The organism is Streptomyces sp. NBC_00090, from assembly GCF_045160815.1.
Classification (GTDB): domain Bacteria; phylum Actinomycetota; class Actinomycetes; order Streptomycetales; family Streptomycetaceae; genus Streptomyces.
On record NZ_CP108224.1, the window covers coordinates 2123596 to 2140432 of the forward strand.

Sequence of the window (16837 nt, forward strand, 5' to 3'; positions counted from 1 at the left end):
CCTCCGGGACAGGGCGCGGGCGGCTGTGCGGGACGCCGGCGCTCCGGTCCGCTACTTCAGCGGCAGGCCGTGGGCGGTCCAGCGGTCGCCGACGCGCTCGACGAGGAGCGGGAGGCCGAAGCAGAGCGACAGGTTGCGGGAGGTGAGCTCGGTCTCCACGGGGCCGGCGGCGAGGACCTTGCCCTGACGGATCATCAGGACGTGGGTGAAGCCGGGGGCGATCTCCTCGACATGGTGGGTGACCATGATCATGGAGGGGGCGTACGGGTCGCGGGCGAGGCGGCCGAGACGGCGGACGAGGTCCTCGCGGCCGCCGAGGTCGAGACCGGCGGCGGGCTCGTCGAGGAGGAGGAGCTCGGGGTCGGTCATCATCGCGCGGGCGATCAGCGTGCGCTTGCGCTCGCCCTCGGAGAGGGTGCCGAACTTGCGGTCCAGGTAGTCGTTCATGCCGAGGCGGTCGAGGAAGGCGCGGGCGCGCTCCTCGTCGACGGCGTCGTAGTCCTCGTGCCAGGTGGCGGTCATGCCGTACGCGGCGGTGAGGACGGTCTGCAGGACGGTCTGGCGCTTGGGCAGCTTCTCCGCCATGGCGATGCCGGCCATGCCGATCCGCGGGCGGAGTTCGAAGACGTCGGTGCCGACGCCGCCGAGCTGCTCGCCGAGGACCGTGGCGGTGCCCTTGGTGGGGAAGAGGTAGCTGGAGGCGATGTTCAGAAGGGTGGTCTTGCCGGCGCCGTTGGGTCCGAGGATCACCCAGCGCTCGCCCTCCTTGACCGACCAGGAGACCTCGTCCACCAGAGCCCGTCCGTCGCGGACCACGGATACGTCCACCAGCTCCAGTACATCGCTCATGAGCGCGTTGTCTCCCCTTGCGGTCGAGTCGAGTCGTCGCCTTGCACCGATGGGCGCGGCGTCCAGGGGAAAACCTACGTTATCGGTGGAGCGGGACAGTCCCTAGGGCTTCCTAAGAGTCCTTAGTCTGGGGGGATGCTTTCGGAACCACGCTCAGGACGCCTGGCCGCCTGGGGCAATGCCCTGCTGGCCGGGGCGGTGTCGCCGGACGACGCGGCACTGGCCATTGTCGGGGAGGACGCGGTGCACCGCGTCGAGGGGCTGCCGGGTGAGGCGGCCCCGGTAGGGCTGACGCTGGCGCTCGGCCGGCTGCGGCGGCTCGGGGTGACCGGGTGGCGGGTGGCGCTGCCGGCGCCGGGGCATCCGCTGGGGTTGAGCGGGCCGCCGGAGTTCAACGCGCTCGCCCTGGAGGCGGAGGAGGCCGTGGTGGGCTTCGGCGCGCCGTACGGCCTCGTGCCGGAGGTCTCGGAGGCGGGCCCGGTGGGTGACGTGCACGTCGAGGTGGTCTGGCGCTGCCTCTCGGTGCGGGCGGCCCCGCCGGCGGACGTCCCCTCGCTCGGCGAGGCGGAGCGGGAGCTGGCGGAGGCGCTGCGGGACGCGACGGCGGTGCTGACGCGGCTGGACGTGGCGGCCTCGGGTCCGGCTGCGGACGCGGCGCGGGAGGCGTACCGGGCGCGGGCGGAGGTGGGCCGCGAGGTGCTGGCCCCCGGGTACCCGCCGCGTGCGGTGCGGGTTCTGGAGCTGGCCCAGCGGGTGGGCCTGCTGGTGGACCTGGCGTACGACCACGGGCACGGGGGCGCGGTCAGTGCCTCGGAGATGGCGGCTCGGGGGGAGGCGCTGCGGCCGGTGGAGCGGGTGGCCCGGCGCGCGCAGGTCGCCGCGTACAACGCGTACGTGGAGGAGCGGGAACGCGAACGGGAGCGCGAGCGGGGGTTCTGACCCCTGGCCCGTGTCGCCGCCTCGGCGGACGGAGTCCGGCGCGGCGATCCGAAGCCCGGGAGGCCCGCAAGGGCCGAGCGGTGCGAGGAACGCGTAAGAAGAAGGTGCGCGAGCGGGGGTTCTGGACCCTCGCCCGTGTCGTCCGGGAAGGGGGCCGGCCCCCGGGGGGATCGTCCGGGGGCCGGTGGTTCTGGGGTGGCTCAGCCGTTGAGGGCGTGGTTGCCGAAGGCCGGGTTGAGCAGGCCGATCACGTTGACCGTGTTGCCGGAGACGTTCACGGGGACGTGGACCGGGACCTGCACCAGGTTGCCGGAGGCGACGCCCGGCGAGTTGAGGGCCTTGCCCGTGGCCTCGGCGCCGTGGGCGGAGGCGACACCCGCGCCGGCGGCGACGATGCCACCGGCGACCATGGTGAGGGCAGCGGCCTTCTTGAGGTTCTTCACTTGGTACATCCTCCTGGTCTCGGCTGCGGCCGGTCCGCCGCAGCACGCCATGGAGAACGCCGCCGGCCCCTTCGGGTTGCGCCGAACGGGGGACATACACACGACGGTATGAAGGACTGAACGGTCGTGCGCCCGGCGCGCAAGAGGCCCTCCAGGGGGCGTATCAGTCGGTGAGGCCGTTGCGGACCGCCCAGAGCGCGGCCTGGGTGCGGTCCGCGAGGTCGAGTTTCATCAGGATGTTCGAGACGTGCGTCTTGACCGTCTTCTCGGAGAGGACGAGCGCGCGGGCGATCTCGCGGTTGGACCGGCCGTCCGCGATGAGGCCGAGGACCTCGCGCTCCCGCTCCGTGAGGGTCGAGCCCCGTCCCGTACCGCCCTGGGAGTCGTCCTGGCTGAGGAGTGCGCCGGCGACCTCGGGCTGGAGCAGGATGTGTCCGGCGTGGACGGAGCGGATGGCGCCGGCGAGGGCGTCGGGGTCGACGTCCTTGTATACGTATCCGGAGGCTCCGGCGCGGAGCGCGGGGACGACCGTGCGCTGCTCGGTGAAGCTGGTGACGATCAGGACCCTGGCCGGGTTGGCGAGCTCGCGGAGCCGCTTCAGCGCCTCGATGCCGTCGGTGCCGGGCATCTTCACGTCCATGAGGACCACGTCGGGGCGGAGCTCCTCGGCGCGGGCGACGCCTTCGGCGCCGTCGGAGGCCTCCCCCACCACCTCTATGTCGTCCTGTACCTCGAGGAAGGTGCGCAGGCCTCGTCGGACGACCTGGTGGTCGTCGACCAGCAGGACACGGATCGGCTTGTCAGCCACCGGGAACCTCCATCTCGATCGTGGTGCCCCCGCCCGGGGCCGATGTCACGGTGAGCGATCCGCCGACGCCGCTCGCCCGGTCCCGCATGGAGACCAGGCCGAGGTGGCGTCCCGCACTGCGGACCGTACGCGGGTCGAATCCCTTGCCGTCGTCGGCGACCGTGAGCCGCGCGCCCGGGCCGCTGCGGGTGAGGGAGACGGTGACGAGCTCCGCGTCGGCGTGGCGCAGGGCGTTGTGCAGGGCCTCCTGGGCGACGCGGAGCACCGCCTCCTCCTGGGCGGCGGGCAGTGCTCGGATCCCGGGGCTCTCAAAGGTGACCCGGGCCGTGTGGGCACGGTCCAGGACCTGGATGTGGGTACGGAGGGTGTGGACGAGGCCGTCCTCGTCGAGGGCGGCGGGGCGGAGCTCGACGACGGCGGCGCGCAGCTCGTCGGCGGCCTCGGCGGCGAGTGCGGCGACCTGCTGGAGCTCGCCCTTGGCCCGGGCGGGGTCGCGGTCGACGAGGGCGGCGGCGGCCTGGGCGGTCAGCCGGAGCGAGAAGAGCTTCTGGCTGACGGCGTCGTGGAGCTCGTGGGCGAGGCGGGAGCGCTCCTCGGCGATGGTGAGCTCGCGGCTGCGCTCGTACAGCCGGGCGTTGGTGAGGGCGATGGCCGCGTGCTGGGCGAGGATCGAGAGGAGCTCCTCGTCCTCGGCGGTGAAGCCGCAGCCGCCGGTCTCCTTCGGGCAGCGCTTGTTGGCGAGGAAGAGGGCGCCGAGGATCTCGTCGCCGTCCCTGACGGGGAGGCCGAGGAAGTCGGACATCTCGGGGTGGGCGGCCGGCCAGCCTTCGAAGCGGGGGTCCTCGCGGACGTCGGCGAGGCGCTCGGGCTCGGCCTTGTGGAGCATCGCGGCGAGGATGCCGTGCTGCCGGGGCAGCGGGCCGATCGCCTTCCACTGCTCCTCGCTGACGCCGTCGACCACGAACTGGGCGAAGCCCCCGTGGTCGTCGGGGACGCCCAGGGCCGCGTATTCGGCGTCGAGCAGCTCGCGGGCGGAGGCGACGATCGTCTTGAGGACGTCGCGGACCTCCAGATGGCGGCTCATCGCCAGCAGGGCGGTGCTCACGGCGGCCAGGCCGGAGCTCGGTCGATGGCTCATGTCCTCACCGTACCGGCGACTGGTGACGGTCCGTATCCGTCCGGGGACCGCGTAGGAGGGGGACCGGGGACCTAGGTCGTAGTGCCCGGAGGCCGTTGTCCTCCGCTGGGAGGAGGGGGCTCACCGTGCGCATTGCTGGCGCAACGCCCGGTGAGTTCGTTACGTGGCCGATGTGAGCCCGGGCATAGGACCCAGGTCACTTACGAAGCCCCCTAGTGGACCTCCGGAGGGCGGTCAGGGTGGGGTGAGTCGGACATAAGGGCGCTTCTGTGGTCCGTGCACACGCCCCTGATCCACTACCCGGGATCGTACGTCACACCTTTGCCACGGGATTTTGCTGCCGCTAAGAATTGCCCTCGTCGCCGCCGAAGAAGGCGCAGCGCCGCCCCGGCCGAGCGACGACCCCCAGCGATTCGAAGAGGTAGTCCGTTATGTCTGCGAACACCCCTGGCCACATCCGTGGTCTGAAGAAGACCCACAAGGCCACGATCGCCGGTGTCGCCGCTCTGAGCGCCGCCGCGCTCACCCTCTCCCTGGTACAGGGCGGCGGGTCCACCGAGACCGAGCCGCAGGCTCTCTCCGGTACGCAGCAGGTGGCCTGGTCGTACAACGCCGCCAGCCCGCAGGCGAAGGCCCTCGCGGCCAGCGTGACCGAGCAGCACACCACCGTCGGCCTGAAGGCCAAGCAGGAGGCGGACGCGAAGGCGAAGGCCGCTGCCGCCGCCAAGGCGAAGGCGGACGCCAAGGCGAAGGCCGCCGCGAAGGCCCAGGCGGACGCCAAGGCCAAGGCCGCCGCCAAGGCGAAGGCCGCGGCGAAGGCCAAGGCCGACGCGAAGAAGCGCGCCGCGGCGAAGGCGGCCGCGAGCCGTTCCGTCGCCCGTACCCCGGTCTTCGCGAACAACCTCGACGGCTGGATCCGCGAGGCGCTGTTCATCATGGACAAGCACAACATCCCGGGCACGTACAACGGCCTGCACAAGAACATCATGCGTGAGTCCAGCGGCAACCCGCGGGCCATCAACGACTGGGACATCAACGCCATCAACGGCGTCCCGTCGAAGGGCCTGCTGCAGGTCATCTACCCGACCTTCAAGGCCTACCACATCCCGGGCACCAAGTTCGACCAGTACGACCCGGTCGCCAACCTCGTCGCCGCCGCCAACTACGCGGCCGACCGCTACGGCTCGATCGACAACGTCAACAGCGCGTACTGATCGCACTCGGTCCGCTGTCGTACGCCGAAGGGCGGCACCCCCCGCACTGGGGGTGCCGCCCTTCGGCGTACCGGTCGATCAGTCGGTCACTTGCGCATGACCTCGGGCTCGTGGCGGCGCAGCAGTCGCGCCACGACGACGCAGCAGACGACCGCCATGAGCAGCTGGACGCCGAGGTCGAAGCCCCACTGGCCGGCCGTGTGCTCCCACAGCGGGTCGGTGTCGGTGGGGTTCTTCGGGTCCCACGGCGGCATGAGGCGGGCCAGGTCGAGCGTGGTGCCGGCGCCGGCGATGCCCCAGCGGGAGGGCATCAGCCAGGCGAACTGCTCCAGGCCGGGCGAGCCGTACACCTGGAAGAGGATGCCGGTGAAGACGACCTGGATGATCGCGAACATGACCAGGAGCGGCATGGTCTTCTCGGCGGTCTTCACCAGCGCGGAGATGACCAGGCCGAACATCATCGAGGTGAGGCCCAGGGCGATGACCTGGATGCAGAGCTCGACGGCCGGGGGCATGAGGAGGCCCTCGGCGGGCAGCGCGCGGGTGGAGAAGCCGATGCCGCAGATGATGACGCCCTGGAAGGCCGTGATCACGCCGAGGACGATCACCTTGGACATCAGGTACGCGGAGCGGGAGAGGCCGGTGGCGCGCTCCCTCTCGTAGATGACCCGCTCCTTGATCAGTTCGCGGACCGAGTTGGCCGCGCCGCTGAAGCACATGCCGACCATGAGGATCAGCATGATCGTTCCGGCGTCGCCGTTGAAGCGGGACGGCGGTGTCGGCGAGCCGAGGCCGAAGTCGGCCGGGATGACGACCGAGACCGCGCCGAGGACGGCGGGCAGGATCACCATCAGGCCGAGGAAGCCCTTGTCGGAGGCGATCACCGAGACGTAGCGGCGGATCAGCGTCCACAGCTGGGAGCCCCAGCCCTGCGGCTTCGGCGGGCGGGCCATCGCCTGCTGCGGCATCTGGACGGGCTGCGCGGCGACGGCGTCGATGTCCGCGGCGTACATCTGGTAGTGCTGCGAGCCCTTCCAGCGGCCCGCCCAGTCGTAGTCGCGGTAGTTCTCGAAGGCGGAGAAGACATCGGCCCAGGTGGAGTAGCCGAAGAAGTTCAGCGCCTCCTCCGGCGGGCCGAAGTACGCCACCGAGCCGCCGGGCGCCATGACGAGGAGCTTGTCGCAGAGTCCGAGCTCGGCCACCGAGTGGGTGACGACGAGGACCGTGCGGCCGTCGTCGGCGAGGCCGCGGAGCAGCTGCATGACATCGCGGTCCATGCCCGGGTCGAGGCCGGAGGTCGGCTCGTCCAGGAAGATCAGCGAGGGCTTGGTGAGGAGCTCCAGGGCGACGGAGACGCGCTTGCGCTGGCCACCGGAGAGGGAGGTGACCTTCTTCTCCTTGTGGATGTCGAGCTTGAGCTCGCGCAGCACCTCGCCGATGCGGGCCTCGCGCTCGGCCGTGGCGGTGTCGCCCGGGAAGCGGAGCTTGGCCGCGTAGCGCAGCGCCTTCTGGACGGTCAGCTCCTTGTGCAGGATGTCGTCCTGCGGGACCAGACCGATGCGCTGGCGCAGCTCGGCGAACTGCTTGTAGAGGCTCCGGTTGTCGTAGAGGACGTCGCCCTCGTTGGCCGGGCGGTAGCCGGTCAGCGCCTTGAGCAGGGTGGACTTTCCGGAGCCGGACGGGCCGATGACACCGATCAGCGACTTCTCCGGGACGCCGAAGGAGACGTCCCTGAGGATCTGCTTGCCGCCGTCGACCGTGACCGTGAGGTGGCGGGCCGAGAAGGACACCGAGCCGGTGTCGACGAACTCCTCGAGCTGGCCGCCGACGATGCGGAACGTCGAGTGACCGACGCCGACGATGTCCTGCGGGCCGAGGACGGCCGTGCCGCCCTTGGGGATCGGCTGGCCGTTGACGTACGTGCCGTTGTGCGAGCCGAGGTCGCGGATCTCGAAGCGGCCGTCGGGCAGCGCGTGGAAGTCGGCGTGGTGCCGCGAGACCTGGAGGTCGGAGACGACCAGCTCGTTCTCGAGGGCACGGCCGATGCGCATGACGTGGCCGAGGGACAGCTGGTGGAACGTGGTGGGGCTGCGGTCGGCGTAGGCCGACGACGCCCCCGCGGCGGCGCCGGGGTGGCCGTGCCCCTGGTGACCGTGGGGGCCCTGGTGGCCGCCGCCCTGCTGGTGCGGCACCTGCGGCTGTACGGGCTGCTGGGCCTGCTGCGGCCAGCCCTGCTGCGGCGTCTGGTGCTGCGGCGGGGCCTGGTGCGTCGCCCAGTCGGCCTGGGCGCCGGCCTGCGCCGGTGCGGCCTGGTGGGCGGCGGCGGGCTGGGCCGTCGGAGCCTGCGCGTGGGCCTGCGGCTGGTGCGCCTGGTGCGCGGCCTGGGCTCCGGCGGCGAGATTCAGCCGCGGGCCGTCGGTCGCGTTGCCGAGGTGGACGGCCGAGCCGGGGCCGATCTCCATCTGGTGGATCCGCTGGCCCTGGACGAACGTGCCGTTCGTGGAGCCGTGGTCCTCGATGACCCAACTCCGGCCGCCCCAGCTGATGGTGGCGTGTCGCCACGAGACCCTGGCGTCGTCGATGACCAGGTCACCCTGCGGGTCGCGGCCAAGGGTGTACGACCTGGACGGATCGAGCGTCCAGGTCCTTCCGTTCAATTCCAGTACGAGTTCTGGCACTCCATGCCCCACTACTTGTCCCCCGATGTACCCCCGTCGCAGGGAGTCTAGGGATGGCGAACATCGTGGGGAACTATTTCAGGCCCGGTCCCCTCTCCGAAAGTCGGGCTGTGTGAGGACTCTGGAGAAGGGTCGGCTCGGCCCCTCGGCGGCACCCCGTGCGGGCCCTTCGGGGCACTCGTGCGGGCCTTCCGGGGCAAGGGCGCGACCACTCGGGTGTCCGCTACGCGGGACGGGGAGTCGTGTGGCACGCGGTGCCCGATACGGTGGAAGCACCATGAGCGCATCGCAGACCTCAGACGTTCCCACCCTTCTCGTCAAGATCTTCGGGAAGGACCGTCCCGGGATCACCGCCGGACTCTTCGACACTCTCGCCGCCTACTCCGTCGACGTCGTGGACATCGAGCAGGTCGTCTCCCGCGGCCGCCTCGTCCTGTGCGCGCTCGTCACCGAGCCGACCGTCGCCTCGCAGGGCGAACTGCGGGCGACCGTGCACAGCTGGGCCGAGTCCCTGAAGCTCCAGGCCGAGATCATCTCCGGTACGGGTGACAACCGTCCCCGGGGCGAGGGACGCTCGCACGTCACCGTGCTGGGCAACCCGCTCACCGCCGAGCAGACGGCGGCCATAGCGGCCAGGATCGCGGAGACCGGCGGCAACATCGACCGTATCTTCCGGCTCGCGAAGTATCCGGTGACCGCCGTGGAGTTCGCCGTCTCGGGCTGCGAGACCGAGCCGCTGCGGACCGCGCTGGCGATCGAGGCCCACACCATCGGGGTGGACGTGGCCGTGGTCTCCGCCGGACTGCACCGGCGGGCCCAGCGGCTCGTCGTCATGGACGTCGACTCGACGCTCATCCAGGACGAGGTCATCGAGCTCTTCGCGGCGCACGCGGGCTGCGAGGACAAGGTCGCCGAGGTGACGGCGGCGGCGATGCGCGGTGAGCTGGACTTCGAGCAGTCGCTGCACGCGCGGGTGGAGCTGCTCGCCGGCCTGGACGCGTCGGTGGTCGACAAGGTCCGCACCGAGGTGCGGCTGACGCCGGGGGCCCGGACCCTGATCCGTACCCTCAAGCGGCTCGGCTACCAGGTGGGGGTCGTCTCCGGCGGGTTCACCCAGGTCACCGACGACCTGAAGGAACGCCTCGGGCTCGACTTCGCCTCGGCCAACACCCTGGAGATCGTGGACGGCAAGCTCACCGGGCGGGTGACCGGCGAGATCGTGGACCGTGCGGGCAAGGCGCGGCTGCTGCGCCGCTTCGCCACGGAGGCGGGGGTGCCGCTGGCGCAGACCGTGGCCATCGGCGACGGCGCCAACGACCTGGACATGCTGAACGCGGCGGGGCTCGGGGTGGCGTTCAACGCCAAGCCGGTGGTGCGCCGGGCCGCCGACACCGCGGTGAACGTGCCCTTCCTGGACACCGTGCTCTACCTGCTGGGGATCACGCGCGACGAGGTCGAGGCCGCCGACGGCGGCGAGGACCTGCTGCACTGAGACAGAGGTACGGGAGAGGGCCCGGTCGTCGTAACGACGGCCGGGCCTTTCGCGTACGGGCGGGTCGGGAGCGGGGTGTCAGGCGTGCGGGGTCCAGAAGTCCACGAGCCGTGCCACGCCGTGCTCCACCGATTTCCAGGAGCCGTTGAACGCGAGGACGGCGAAGGCCGAGGTCGGGAAGCCGGTGCGGTTCATGCGCGACAGGACTTCTCCCTCGGCCCCGCCCGCGAGGGCGTCGGCGAGGCCGTGCATCCCGGGGTTGTGGCCGATGACCAGGAGATTGGACACCTCGTCCGAGGTCTCGTTCACCAGGGCGATGAGCTCGCCGAGCGAGGCCTCGTACAGCCGGTCCTCGTACACGGTCCTGGGGCGCTGCGGCAGTGCGTGCACGGCCAGCTTCCAGGTCTCACGGGTCCTGACCGCGGTCGAGCAGAGGGCCAGGTCGAAGCCGATGCCGGTCTCGGCGAGCCTGCGGCCCGCCACGGGGGCGTCCACGCGGCCTCGCTCGGCGAGGGGCCTCTCGTGGTCGGACGCCTCGTTCCAATCTGCCTTCGCGTGTCGGAGCAGCACGATCCTGCGGGGTGTGTCGACGCTCATGGTCAACAGCTTTGCACGAAACGGCTCGCGGTGACTCAGAGAGCGAGCGTTTGCTGGAGGTGCTCCAGGACCCGGTCGACCCCCAGGTCACCAGCGGTCGCGTGGGCCCCACCCGGCCCCGCTATGAGCAGCAGCAGGGCGACGAACGCGGCCACGGGGAGGGCCAGCGCCCACCAGGGCAGCCGGGTGTCGACGCCGGTCGGCAGGGGCCGGGTGCTGGGGTGCGTACGGGCCGACATGGCCGCCTCCGAGGGCTGGGGAACCGAGGGCTGGGCAACTGTTTTCCGCGTTGTTCCCAACGTACGGATCGGGCGTTCTCCGGCCCATCAGGTGATCCACCCAGTTCACCCTGACACTCACCCCCTAGGGGATGCGGGGGTTTTCCCCACCCCGGGGGTTCACGGTGAGGCGAAGGAGGCGATGACGGCGATGACCACCGTGATGCCGAGCATCGCGCCGAGCACGACGAGCAGCTTCTTCTGGCCGTTCTGGGGATTGGGTTCGAGGACTGGCATGGGGCCAGTCTCGCATCTCAGCATTCGTCCTCTACCGTCCGGTCCCTCCCCGCGAGGGTGCCGACGATCATCTGCGGCACCATCAGGCCGCCCATGAGCGCGATGGGGAGTCCCCAGCCGCCGCTGTGCTGGTAGAGCACGCCGACGAGGAGGGGGCCGGGGATGGAGATGAGGTAGCCGACGCTCTGGGCGAAGGCGGAGAGCCTGACGACGCCGGCGCCGGTCCGCGAGCGCATCCCGATCATGGTGAGGGCGAGCGGGAAGGCGCAGTTGGAGACGCCGAGCAGCACCGCCCAGGCCCAGGCTCCGGCGGCCGGGGCGAGGAAGAGGCCGGTGTAGCCGCCGAGGCCGCAGAGGCCGAGCGCGACGACGATCGGTCCCTGGTTCTTCATCCGGGTCGCGAGCCGGGGGATGACGAAGGCGAGCGGGACGCCCATGACCATGGTGACGGCGAGGAGCACGCCCGCGGTGGAGGCGGGGACGCCGGCGTCGCGGAAGATCTGCGGCATCCAGCCCATGGTGATGTAGGCGCTGGTGGCCTGGAGGCCGAAGAAGCAGCCGAGGGCCCAGGCGGTGCGGCTGCGGGTGACGCGCGGCGCGGCGGCGGCGTCGGCCGGGGCGGTGGCCCGGGGGGCGGCCGCAGCGGCGGTGGCCCGAGTGGCGGCCGCAGCGGCGGTGGCGGCCGCCTTCCCCGTACGGGGGGCGGCGGCGCGGTCGCGGTCTCGTACGAGCGGGATCCAGGGCAGGACGGCGAGCGCGGCGACGGCGGCCCAGACGCCGAGGCCGAGCCGCCAGTCCCCGAGGGCCTCGGTCATGGGGACGGTCGCCGCCGCCGCGACGGAGGTGCCGAGGGCGAGCGCCATGGAGTAGAGGCCGGTCATGGTGCCGATGCGGTCGGGGAAGTACCGCTTGACGATCACGGGCATCAGGACGTTGCTGACGGCGATGCCCATGAGGGCGAGGGCGCTGGCGGCGAGGAAGCCGGCCGTGCCGGAGGCGAGGGGGCGGACGGCGAGGCCCACGAAGATCGCCGCCATGCCCGCGCAGACGACGGCGGCGGGGCCGAAGCGGCGGGCGAGGCGCGGGGCGGTGATGCCGAAGACCGCGAAGCAGAGAGGGGGGACGGAGGTGAGGACGCCCGCGACGCTGCCGCTCATGTGGAGGCCCGCGCTGACCTCTTCGAGGAGCGCGCCGAGGCTGGTGATGGCGGGGCGCAGGTTGAGGGCGGCGAGGACGAGGCCGACGGTGACGAGCCCGAGGGTCCAGCGGGAGGCGGTACCGCCAGGGGAGGAGGAAGCGGCGAAACCGGTAAGGGGCGCGCGAGCCGCCGAGAACTCCGAGCCTGCCGGGGACCCCGGTACGGAAGAATTCCGGGCGCCGGCGGTCGGTGCGGAGATGGCTGCCCGCGTGGTGGTCCGGGCCGGTGATGCGGCGGGTTCGAGGGGCTTCGGCTCGTCAGGCATGAGGCCATCATAGAATCATGGGATGATTGGTTGTCCAATCGCGAACGTGTCCGTTTTCGAAGGTTCCGAAGGTTCCTAACGTTCCGACGTTCCGAACGAATGGAAGGTGCTCCATGGCCCTCGGCCACCCCCGGCGCGCAGGACTCTCCGATCAGGTGATCGCCGAGCTGCGGAACCAGATCACCTCCGGCGAGTGGCCGGTGGGTTCGCGCATCCCGACCGAACCCGAGCTGGTCGAGCAGCTGGGCGTGGCCCGCAACACCGTGCGCGAGGCGGTCCGGGCGCTCGCGCACAACGGGCTGCTCGACATCCGTCAGGGCTCGGGGACGTACGTCATCGCGACCAGCGAGCTGGCGGGCGTCATGCACCGGCGCTTCGCCGGCTCCGACCCCCGGCACGTGGCCGAGCTGCGCTCGACCCTGGAGTCCGCGGCGGCCCGCTTCGCGGCGGAGCGGCGGACGGACCGGGACCTGAGGCAGCTCGACGCCCTCCTCGCACGACGCGAGGAGGCCTGGGAGTCCGGTGACGCGGAGCGGTTCGTGACGGTCGACGCGGCCTTCCACCACGCGGTCGTCGCCGCTTCGGGCAACGACGTGCTGACGGAGCTCTACGCGGACCTGGGCGATCTCCTGCGGGAGTGGCTGCGCGGCGACGTCGGGCAGGAGCTGCGCCCGGAGAACCACATGGACCACGCGCGCCTGGTGGACGCGATCCGCGAGGGCGACGCGGGGCGGGCCGGGACGGAAGCGGCCGGCTACCCCTTCATGTGCCTCAAGAGCCCCGAACCGCCGTCGGCTCCGGATCCGGTTCCGCCGGCTGGTGCGTGACCCAGGCGGACCGGACCTCCTTCCAGCAGCGGCCGGTGACCTGGGCGTAGTCCGCGGGGCCGACGTCGACGGGGGCGCTGTCGGTGTCGACGTCCCACCAGCGGTCGCACTCGACGTGCAGCCGGACGCGGTCGGTGCGGGGGTACGGGTTCTGGCAGTGGGCGGTGACGCGGGAGCCCTGGACGACGGTGCGGCAGGAGGCCCCGAAGTTCTCCGGCTCCTCGGCCGCCGGGGCGGCGGCGGGGAGCTCCTCGGCCGGAGCGGGAGCCGCGCGCACCTCGGCGGCGACGGCGATCCCGGTGAGCAGAACGGCGACCGAGGCGAACGCGCCGAACCCGTGACGTATCGCGCGCATGCCCGTACCTCCTCCCCGTCAGCAGCAGAACATTACGCTCTGCCCCAGTCTGGGGTGATTCGCGCGACTTTTCGAGTCGGGGAACGGAGAGGGCCCGCGCGCCCCTCCCACCAGGGAAGACGCACGGGCCCTCGGCCGAGCCGCGAGTGCTTACGCGCCGATCGCGTGCAGACCGCCGTCGACGTGGACGATCTCGCCCGTCGTCTTCGGGAACCAGTCGGAGAGCAGCGCCACGACACCGCGGCCGGCCGGCTCCGGGTCGGCGAGGTTCCACTCCAGCGGGGAACGGCTGTCCCAGACCGCCGCGAGCTCGCTGAAGCCCGGGATGGACTTCGCGGCCATCGAACCGATCGGGCCCGCCGAGATCAGGTTGCAGCGGATGTTCTGCTTGCCCAGGTCACGGGCCATGTAGCGGCTGGTGGCCTCCAGGGCGGCCTTGGCCGGGCCCATCCAGTCGTACTGCGGCCAGGCGTACTGCGCGTCGAAGGTGAGGCCGACGACCGCGCCGCCCTCCGTCATCAGCGGCAGCAGCGCCGTCGTCAGCGACTTCAGGGAGAAGGCGGAGACGTGCATGGCCGTGGCGACGGACTCGAACGGCGTGTTGAGGAAGTTGCCGCCGAGGGCGTCCTGCGGGGCGAAGCCGATCGAGTGGACGATGCCGTCGAGACGGTCGCCCAGCTGCTCACGGACCTGGCCCTCCAGGCGCGCGAGGTGCTCGTCGTTGGAGACGTCGAGCTCCAGGACCTTCACGTTCTCGGGCTTGGGGAGCTTCTTGGCGATGCGCTCGGTCAGCGACGGCCGGGGCCAGGCGGTGAGAATGATCTCCGCGCCCTGCTCCTGGGCCAGCTTCGCGGTGTGGAAGGCGATGGAGGACTCCATCAGCACACCGGTGATCAGGATGCGCTTGCCCTCGAGAATTCCGCTCATGGTGATCAGTGACCCATGCCCAATCCGCCGTCAACCGGGATGACGGCTCCAGTGATGTACGAGGCGTCGTCGGAGGCGAGGAACTTCACCGCGGCGGCGATCTCCTCCGGCTGCGCGTAACGGCCCAGCGGCACCTGGGACACGATGCCCGCGCGCTGCTCGTCGGTGAGGACCGCGGTCATGTCGGTGTCGACGAAACCAGGGGCGACGACGTTGAACGTGATGTTGCGCGAGCCGAGCTCACGCGCGAGGGAGCGGGCGAACCCGACCAGGCCGGCCTTGGAGGCGGCGTAGTTGGCCTGGCCCGCGGAACCCAGCAGACCGACCACCGAGGAGATCAGGACGACGCGGCCCTTCTTGGCGCGCAGCATCCCGCGGTTGGCACGCTTGACGACCCGGAAGGTGCCGGTGAGGTTGGTGTCGAGGACGGACGTGAAGTCCTCCTCCGACATGCGCATGAGGAGCTGGTCCTTCGTCACGCCGGCGTTGGCCACGAGGACCTCGACGGGACCGTGCTTCTCCTCGATCTCCTTGTACGCCTGCTCCACCTGCTCCGTGTCGGTGATGTCGCACTTGACGGGCAGGCAGCCGAGTTCGACCAGGGCGGCCGGCGGCTCGCCGGAGCGGTACGTGATCGCGACCTTGTCGCCGGCCTCGGCGAACGCGCGGGCGATGGCGAGGCCGATGCCCCGGTTTCCTCCGGTGACGAGAACCGAGCGGCTCAACGGATCACCCTTTCGATAGCGGTCTGGTAGCCGAAAACCTATCGGTAAGGCTCCCGACATGAGGAATCGACCTCCGACAGTGGCGTAGGGGCGTCGCTGTCGGATCCCTACAGCTCGGCGGCGGTACGGGTGTGGCCTGCGGGTCCTCCGGGGAGAGCCCGCGGGTCCGGCCGGGAGCAACTCCGCGCGCGGCTCGCGACGCCACTCGAATGGGCCCACCCGGCCACCCGTCCCGTGATTGACTTCCGGGACAGCCCAACCCCCGTCTTCCGATCACCGAGAGCGAGGCCGCTCGTGGTCCATCAGATCGACCCTTCGTTCGTCGCGCTGCCCCTGCGGGCGCTCGCCGACGCGGCGCTCGCCCGGGCGCGCGCGCTCGGCGCCGAGCACGCGGACTTCCGCCTGGAGCGCGTGCGCAGCGCCTCGTGGCGACTGCGGGACGCCAAACCGTCCGGTTCCTCGGACACCACCGACCTCGGCTACGCGGTGCGGGTGGTGCACGGCGGGGCCTGGGGCTTCGCGTCCGGAGTCGACCTGACCATGGACGGGGCCGCGCGGGTCGCCTCGCAGGCGGTCGCCATGGCCAAGCTGTCGGCGAAGGTGATCGCCGCGGCGGGCTCCGACGAGCGGGTGGAGCTGGCGCCGGAGCCGGTGCACGCCGAGCGCACCTGGGTCTCCTCGTACGAGATCGACCCCTTCTCCATCCCCGCCGAGGAGAAGAGCGCGCTGCTCGCCGACTGGAGCACGCGGCTGCTGCGGGCGGAGGGCGTGGCGCACGTGGACGCCTCGCTGCTGACCGTCCACGAGAACAAGTTCTACGCGGACACGGCGGGCACGGTCACCACCCAGCAGCGCGTCCGGCTGCACCCGCAGCTCACGGCCGTCGCCGTCGACGAGACGACCGGTGAGTTCGACTCGATGCGGACGATCGCGCCGCCGGTCGGGCGGGGCTGGGAGTACCTGACGGGCACCGGCTGGGACTGGGACAAGGAGCTGGACGAGATCCCGGGGCTCCTGGCCGAGAAGATGCGGGCGCCGAGCGTCGAGGCCGGGCGGTACGACCTGGTCGTGGACCCGTCGAACCTCTGGCTGACGATCCACGAGTCGATCGGGCACGCCACCGAGCTGGACCGGGCCCTCGGCTACGAGGCGGCCTACGCCGGTACCTCCTTCGCCACCTTCGACCAGCTGGGCAAGTTGGCGTACGGCTCCTCGATCATGAACGTGACGGGCGACCGGACCGCCGAGCACGGGCTCGCCACCATCGGGTACGACGACGAGGGCGTCGAGGCGCAGAGCTGGGACCTGGTGAAGGACGGCACGCTCGTCGGCTACCAGCTGGACCGGCGGATCGCGAAGCTCACGGACCTCGGGCGCTCGAACGGCTGCGCCTTCGCGGACTCCCCCGCGCACGTGCCGGTGCAGCGGATGGCGAACGTCTCGCTCCAGCCGGACCCGGGCGGTCTGTCGACGGAGGACCTGATCGGCGGGGTCGAGCGGGGCATCTACGTGGTCGGCGACCGTTCGTGGTCGATCGACATGCAGCGCTACAACTTCCAGTTCACCGGGCAGCGCTTCTTCCGCATCGAGAACGGCCGGCTCGCCGGACAGCTGCGGGACGTGGCGTACCAGGCGACGACCACCGACTTCTGGGGCTCGATGGAGCAGGTCGGCGGCCCGCAGACGTACGTCCTCGGCGGCGCGTTCAACTGCGGCAAGGCCCAGCCGGGCCAGGTCGCCGCGGTCTCCCACGGCTGCCCCTCCGCCCTCTTCCGGGGCGTCAACATTCTGAACACGACGCAGGAGGCCGGACGATGAGCGCGAGCCACGGAATCTGCCGGGGGTCCGGCCCGCGGCGCAGCCGCAA

Annotated in this window: 17 protein-coding genes; 5 read left to right on the plus strand and 12 right to left on the minus strand. The window is 71.4% G+C overall.

The window, feature by feature from the left end; all coding sequences use genetic code 11:
- Positions 1–51: 51 nt before the first annotated feature.
- Complete coding sequence (locus OG361_RS09340; RefSeq protein ID WP_384577437.1) at positions 52–849, minus strand: ABC transporter ATP-binding protein; 798 nt, start codon at positions 847–849, stop codon at positions 52–54.
- A 135-nt stretch (positions 850–984) separates the two neighbouring features.
- Here OG361_RS09340 and OG361_RS09345 point away from each other — a divergent pair, with 135 nt between their 5' ends.
- Complete coding sequence (locus OG361_RS09345) at positions 985–1788, plus strand: hypothetical protein (RefSeq protein ID WP_405852871.1); 804 nt, start codon at positions 985–987, stop codon at positions 1786–1788.
- Between the two features lie 200 nt (positions 1789–1988).
- On the opposite strand, the gene OG361_RS09350 is transcribed toward OG361_RS09345, so the two are convergent.
- The 3 genes from OG361_RS09350 to OG361_RS09360 all read right to left on the minus strand — a co-directional run bounded on the left by OG361_RS09350 (position 1989) and on the right by OG361_RS09360 (position 4177).
- Entirely contained in the window at positions 1989–2231 is a 243-nt protein-coding gene (locus tag OG361_RS09350) for a chaplin (protein ID WP_328945375.1), read from the minus strand.
- Positions 2232–2394: 163 nt separating this feature from the next.
- Positions 2395–3039 (minus strand): response regulator, encoded by a 645-nt coding sequence (locus tag OG361_RS09355; RefSeq protein WP_384577431.1) that lies wholly within the window; start codon positions 3037–3039, stop codon positions 2395–2397.
- Complete coding sequence (locus tag OG361_RS09360; protein WP_405852872.1) at positions 3032–4177, minus strand: GAF domain-containing sensor histidine kinase; 1146 nt, start codon at positions 4175–4177, stop codon at positions 3032–3034. Before OG361_RS09360 ends, OG361_RS09355 begins: the two co-directional genes overlap by 8 nt.
- A 431-nt stretch (positions 4178–4608) precedes the next feature.
- Between OG361_RS09360 and OG361_RS09365 the strand changes: the two genes are divergently transcribed.
- Positions 4609–5391: a transglycosylase SLT domain-containing protein gene (locus tag OG361_RS09365; RefSeq protein ID WP_405852873.1), complete on the plus strand. Its 783-nt coding sequence runs from the start codon at positions 4609–4611 to the stop codon at positions 5389–5391.
- 86 nt (positions 5392–5477) lie between these two features.
- On the opposite strand, the gene OG361_RS09370 is transcribed toward OG361_RS09365, so the two are convergent.
- Positions 5478–8081 (minus strand): FHA domain-containing protein, encoded by a 2604-nt coding sequence (locus tag OG361_RS09370; protein ID WP_405852875.1) that lies wholly within the window; start codon positions 8079–8081, stop codon positions 5478–5480.
- 265 nt (positions 8082–8346) lie between these two features.
- Here OG361_RS09370 and serB point away from each other — a divergent pair, with 265 nt between their 5' ends.
- Positions 8347–9561, plus strand: coding sequence for a phosphoserine phosphatase SerB (gene serB / locus OG361_RS09375; RefSeq protein ID WP_384577423.1), 1215 nt, complete (start codon positions 8347–8349; stop codon positions 9559–9561).
- A gap of 78 nt (positions 9562–9639) precedes the next feature.
- Here the strand turns inward: serB and OG361_RS09380 are convergent, their stop codons facing one another.
- From OG361_RS09380 to OG361_RS09395, 4 genes are all read right to left on the minus strand, one after another.
- Entirely contained in the window at positions 9640–10158 is a 519-nt protein-coding gene (locus OG361_RS09380) for a SixA phosphatase family protein (protein ID WP_405852877.1), read from the minus strand.
- Between the two features lie 35 nt (positions 10159–10193).
- The gene (locus OG361_RS09385) at positions 10194–10397 is read right to left on the minus strand and encodes a hypothetical protein (RefSeq protein ID WP_405852879.1); all 204 of its coding nucleotides are present in this window, start codon (positions 10395–10397) and stop codon (positions 10194–10196) included.
- 159 nt (positions 10398–10556) lie between these two features.
- A complete protein-coding gene (locus OG361_RS09390; RefSeq protein WP_366040753.1) occupies positions 10557–10673 on the minus strand; it encodes an SGM_5486 family transporter-associated protein in 117 nt (38 codons plus the stop codon).
- A gap of 17 nt (positions 10674–10690) precedes the next feature.
- The gene (locus OG361_RS09395; RefSeq protein ID WP_405852880.1) at positions 10691–12136 is read right to left on the minus strand and encodes a CynX/NimT family MFS transporter; all 1446 of its coding nucleotides are present in this window, start codon (positions 12134–12136) and stop codon (positions 10691–10693) included.
- Positions 12137–12249: 113 nt separating this feature from the next.
- Here OG361_RS09395 and OG361_RS09400 point away from each other — a divergent pair, with 113 nt between their 5' ends.
- Complete coding sequence (locus OG361_RS09400) at positions 12250–12963, plus strand: FadR/GntR family transcriptional regulator (protein ID WP_405852882.1); 714 nt, start codon at positions 12250–12252, stop codon at positions 12961–12963.
- Here OG361_RS09400 and OG361_RS09405 read toward each other — a convergent pair.
- The 3 genes from OG361_RS09405 to fabG all read right to left on the minus strand — a co-directional run bounded on the left by OG361_RS09405 (position 12908) and on the right by fabG (position 14970).
- On the minus strand, positions 12908–13318 hold the full coding sequence (locus tag OG361_RS09405) for a hypothetical protein (protein ID WP_405852883.1): 411 nt from the start codon (positions 13316–13318) through the stop codon (positions 12908–12910). The genes OG361_RS09400 and OG361_RS09405 overlap by 56 nt on opposite strands.
- Before the next feature lie 150 nt (positions 13319–13468).
- Complete coding sequence (fabI, locus tag OG361_RS09410) at positions 13469–14245, minus strand: enoyl-ACP reductase FabI (protein WP_384577411.1); 777 nt, start codon at positions 14243–14245, stop codon at positions 13469–13471.
- 5 nt (positions 14246–14250) lie between these two features.
- The gene (gene fabG, locus OG361_RS09415; protein WP_405852884.1) at positions 14251–14970 is read right to left on the minus strand and encodes a 3-oxoacyl-[acyl-carrier-protein] reductase; all 720 of its coding nucleotides are present in this window, start codon (positions 14968–14970) and stop codon (positions 14251–14253) included.
- A 294-nt stretch (positions 14971–15264) separates the two neighbouring features.
- On the opposite strand from fabG, the gene OG361_RS09420 reads away from it, so the two are divergent.
- Positions 15265–16788, plus strand: a complete 1524-nt coding sequence (locus tag OG361_RS09420) for a TldD/PmbA family protein (protein ID WP_405852886.1) — start codon at positions 15265–15267, stop codon at positions 16786–16788.
- Positions 16789–16837 lie beyond the last annotated feature (49 nt).

Bases quoted from the DNA above. Each gene is read 5' to 3' on its own strand.
- OG361_RS09400 (WP_405852882.1), top strand. From the start codon at position 12,250: ATGGCCCTCGGCCACCCCCGGCGCGCAGGACTCTCCGATCAGGTGATC.
- OG361_RS09345 (WP_405852871.1), top strand. From the start codon at position 985: ATGCTTTCGGAACCACGCTCAGGACGCCTGGCCGCCTGGGGCAATGCC.
- OG361_RS09405 (WP_405852883.1), bottom strand. From the start codon at position 13,318: ATGCGCGCGATACGTCACGGGTTCGGCGCGTTCGCCTCGGTCGCCGTT.
- OG361_RS09360 (WP_405852872.1), bottom strand. From the start codon at position 4,177: ATGAGCCATCGACCGAGCTCCGGCCTGGCCGCCGTGAGCACCGCCCTG.
- OG361_RS09365 (WP_405852873.1), top strand. From the start codon at position 4,609: ATGTCTGCGAACACCCCTGGCCACATCCGTGGTCTGAAGAAGACCCAC.
- OG361_RS09395 (WP_405852880.1), bottom strand. From the start codon at position 12,136: ATGCCTGACGAGCCGAAGCCCCTCGAACCCGCCGCATCACCGGCCCGG.
- OG361_RS09390 (WP_366040753.1), bottom strand. From the start codon at position 10,673: ATGCCAGTCCTCGAACCCAATCCCCAGAACGGCCAGAAGAAGCTGCTC.
- serB (WP_384577423.1), top strand. From the start codon at position 8,347: ATGAGCGCATCGCAGACCTCAGACGTTCCCACCCTTCTCGTCAAGATC.
- OG361_RS09380 (WP_405852877.1), bottom strand. From the start codon at position 10,158: ATGAGCGTCGACACACCCCGCAGGATCGTGCTGCTCCGACACGCGAAG.
- OG361_RS09340 (WP_384577437.1), bottom strand. From the start codon at position 849: ATGAGCGATGTACTGGAGCTGGTGGACGTATCCGTGGTCCGCGACGGA.
- OG361_RS09385 (WP_405852879.1), bottom strand. From the start codon at position 10,397: ATGTCGGCCCGTACGCACCCCAGCACCCGGCCCCTGCCGACCGGCGTC.
- fabI (WP_384577411.1), bottom strand. From the start codon at position 14,245: ATGAGCGGAATTCTCGAGGGCAAGCGCATCCTGATCACCGGTGTGCTG.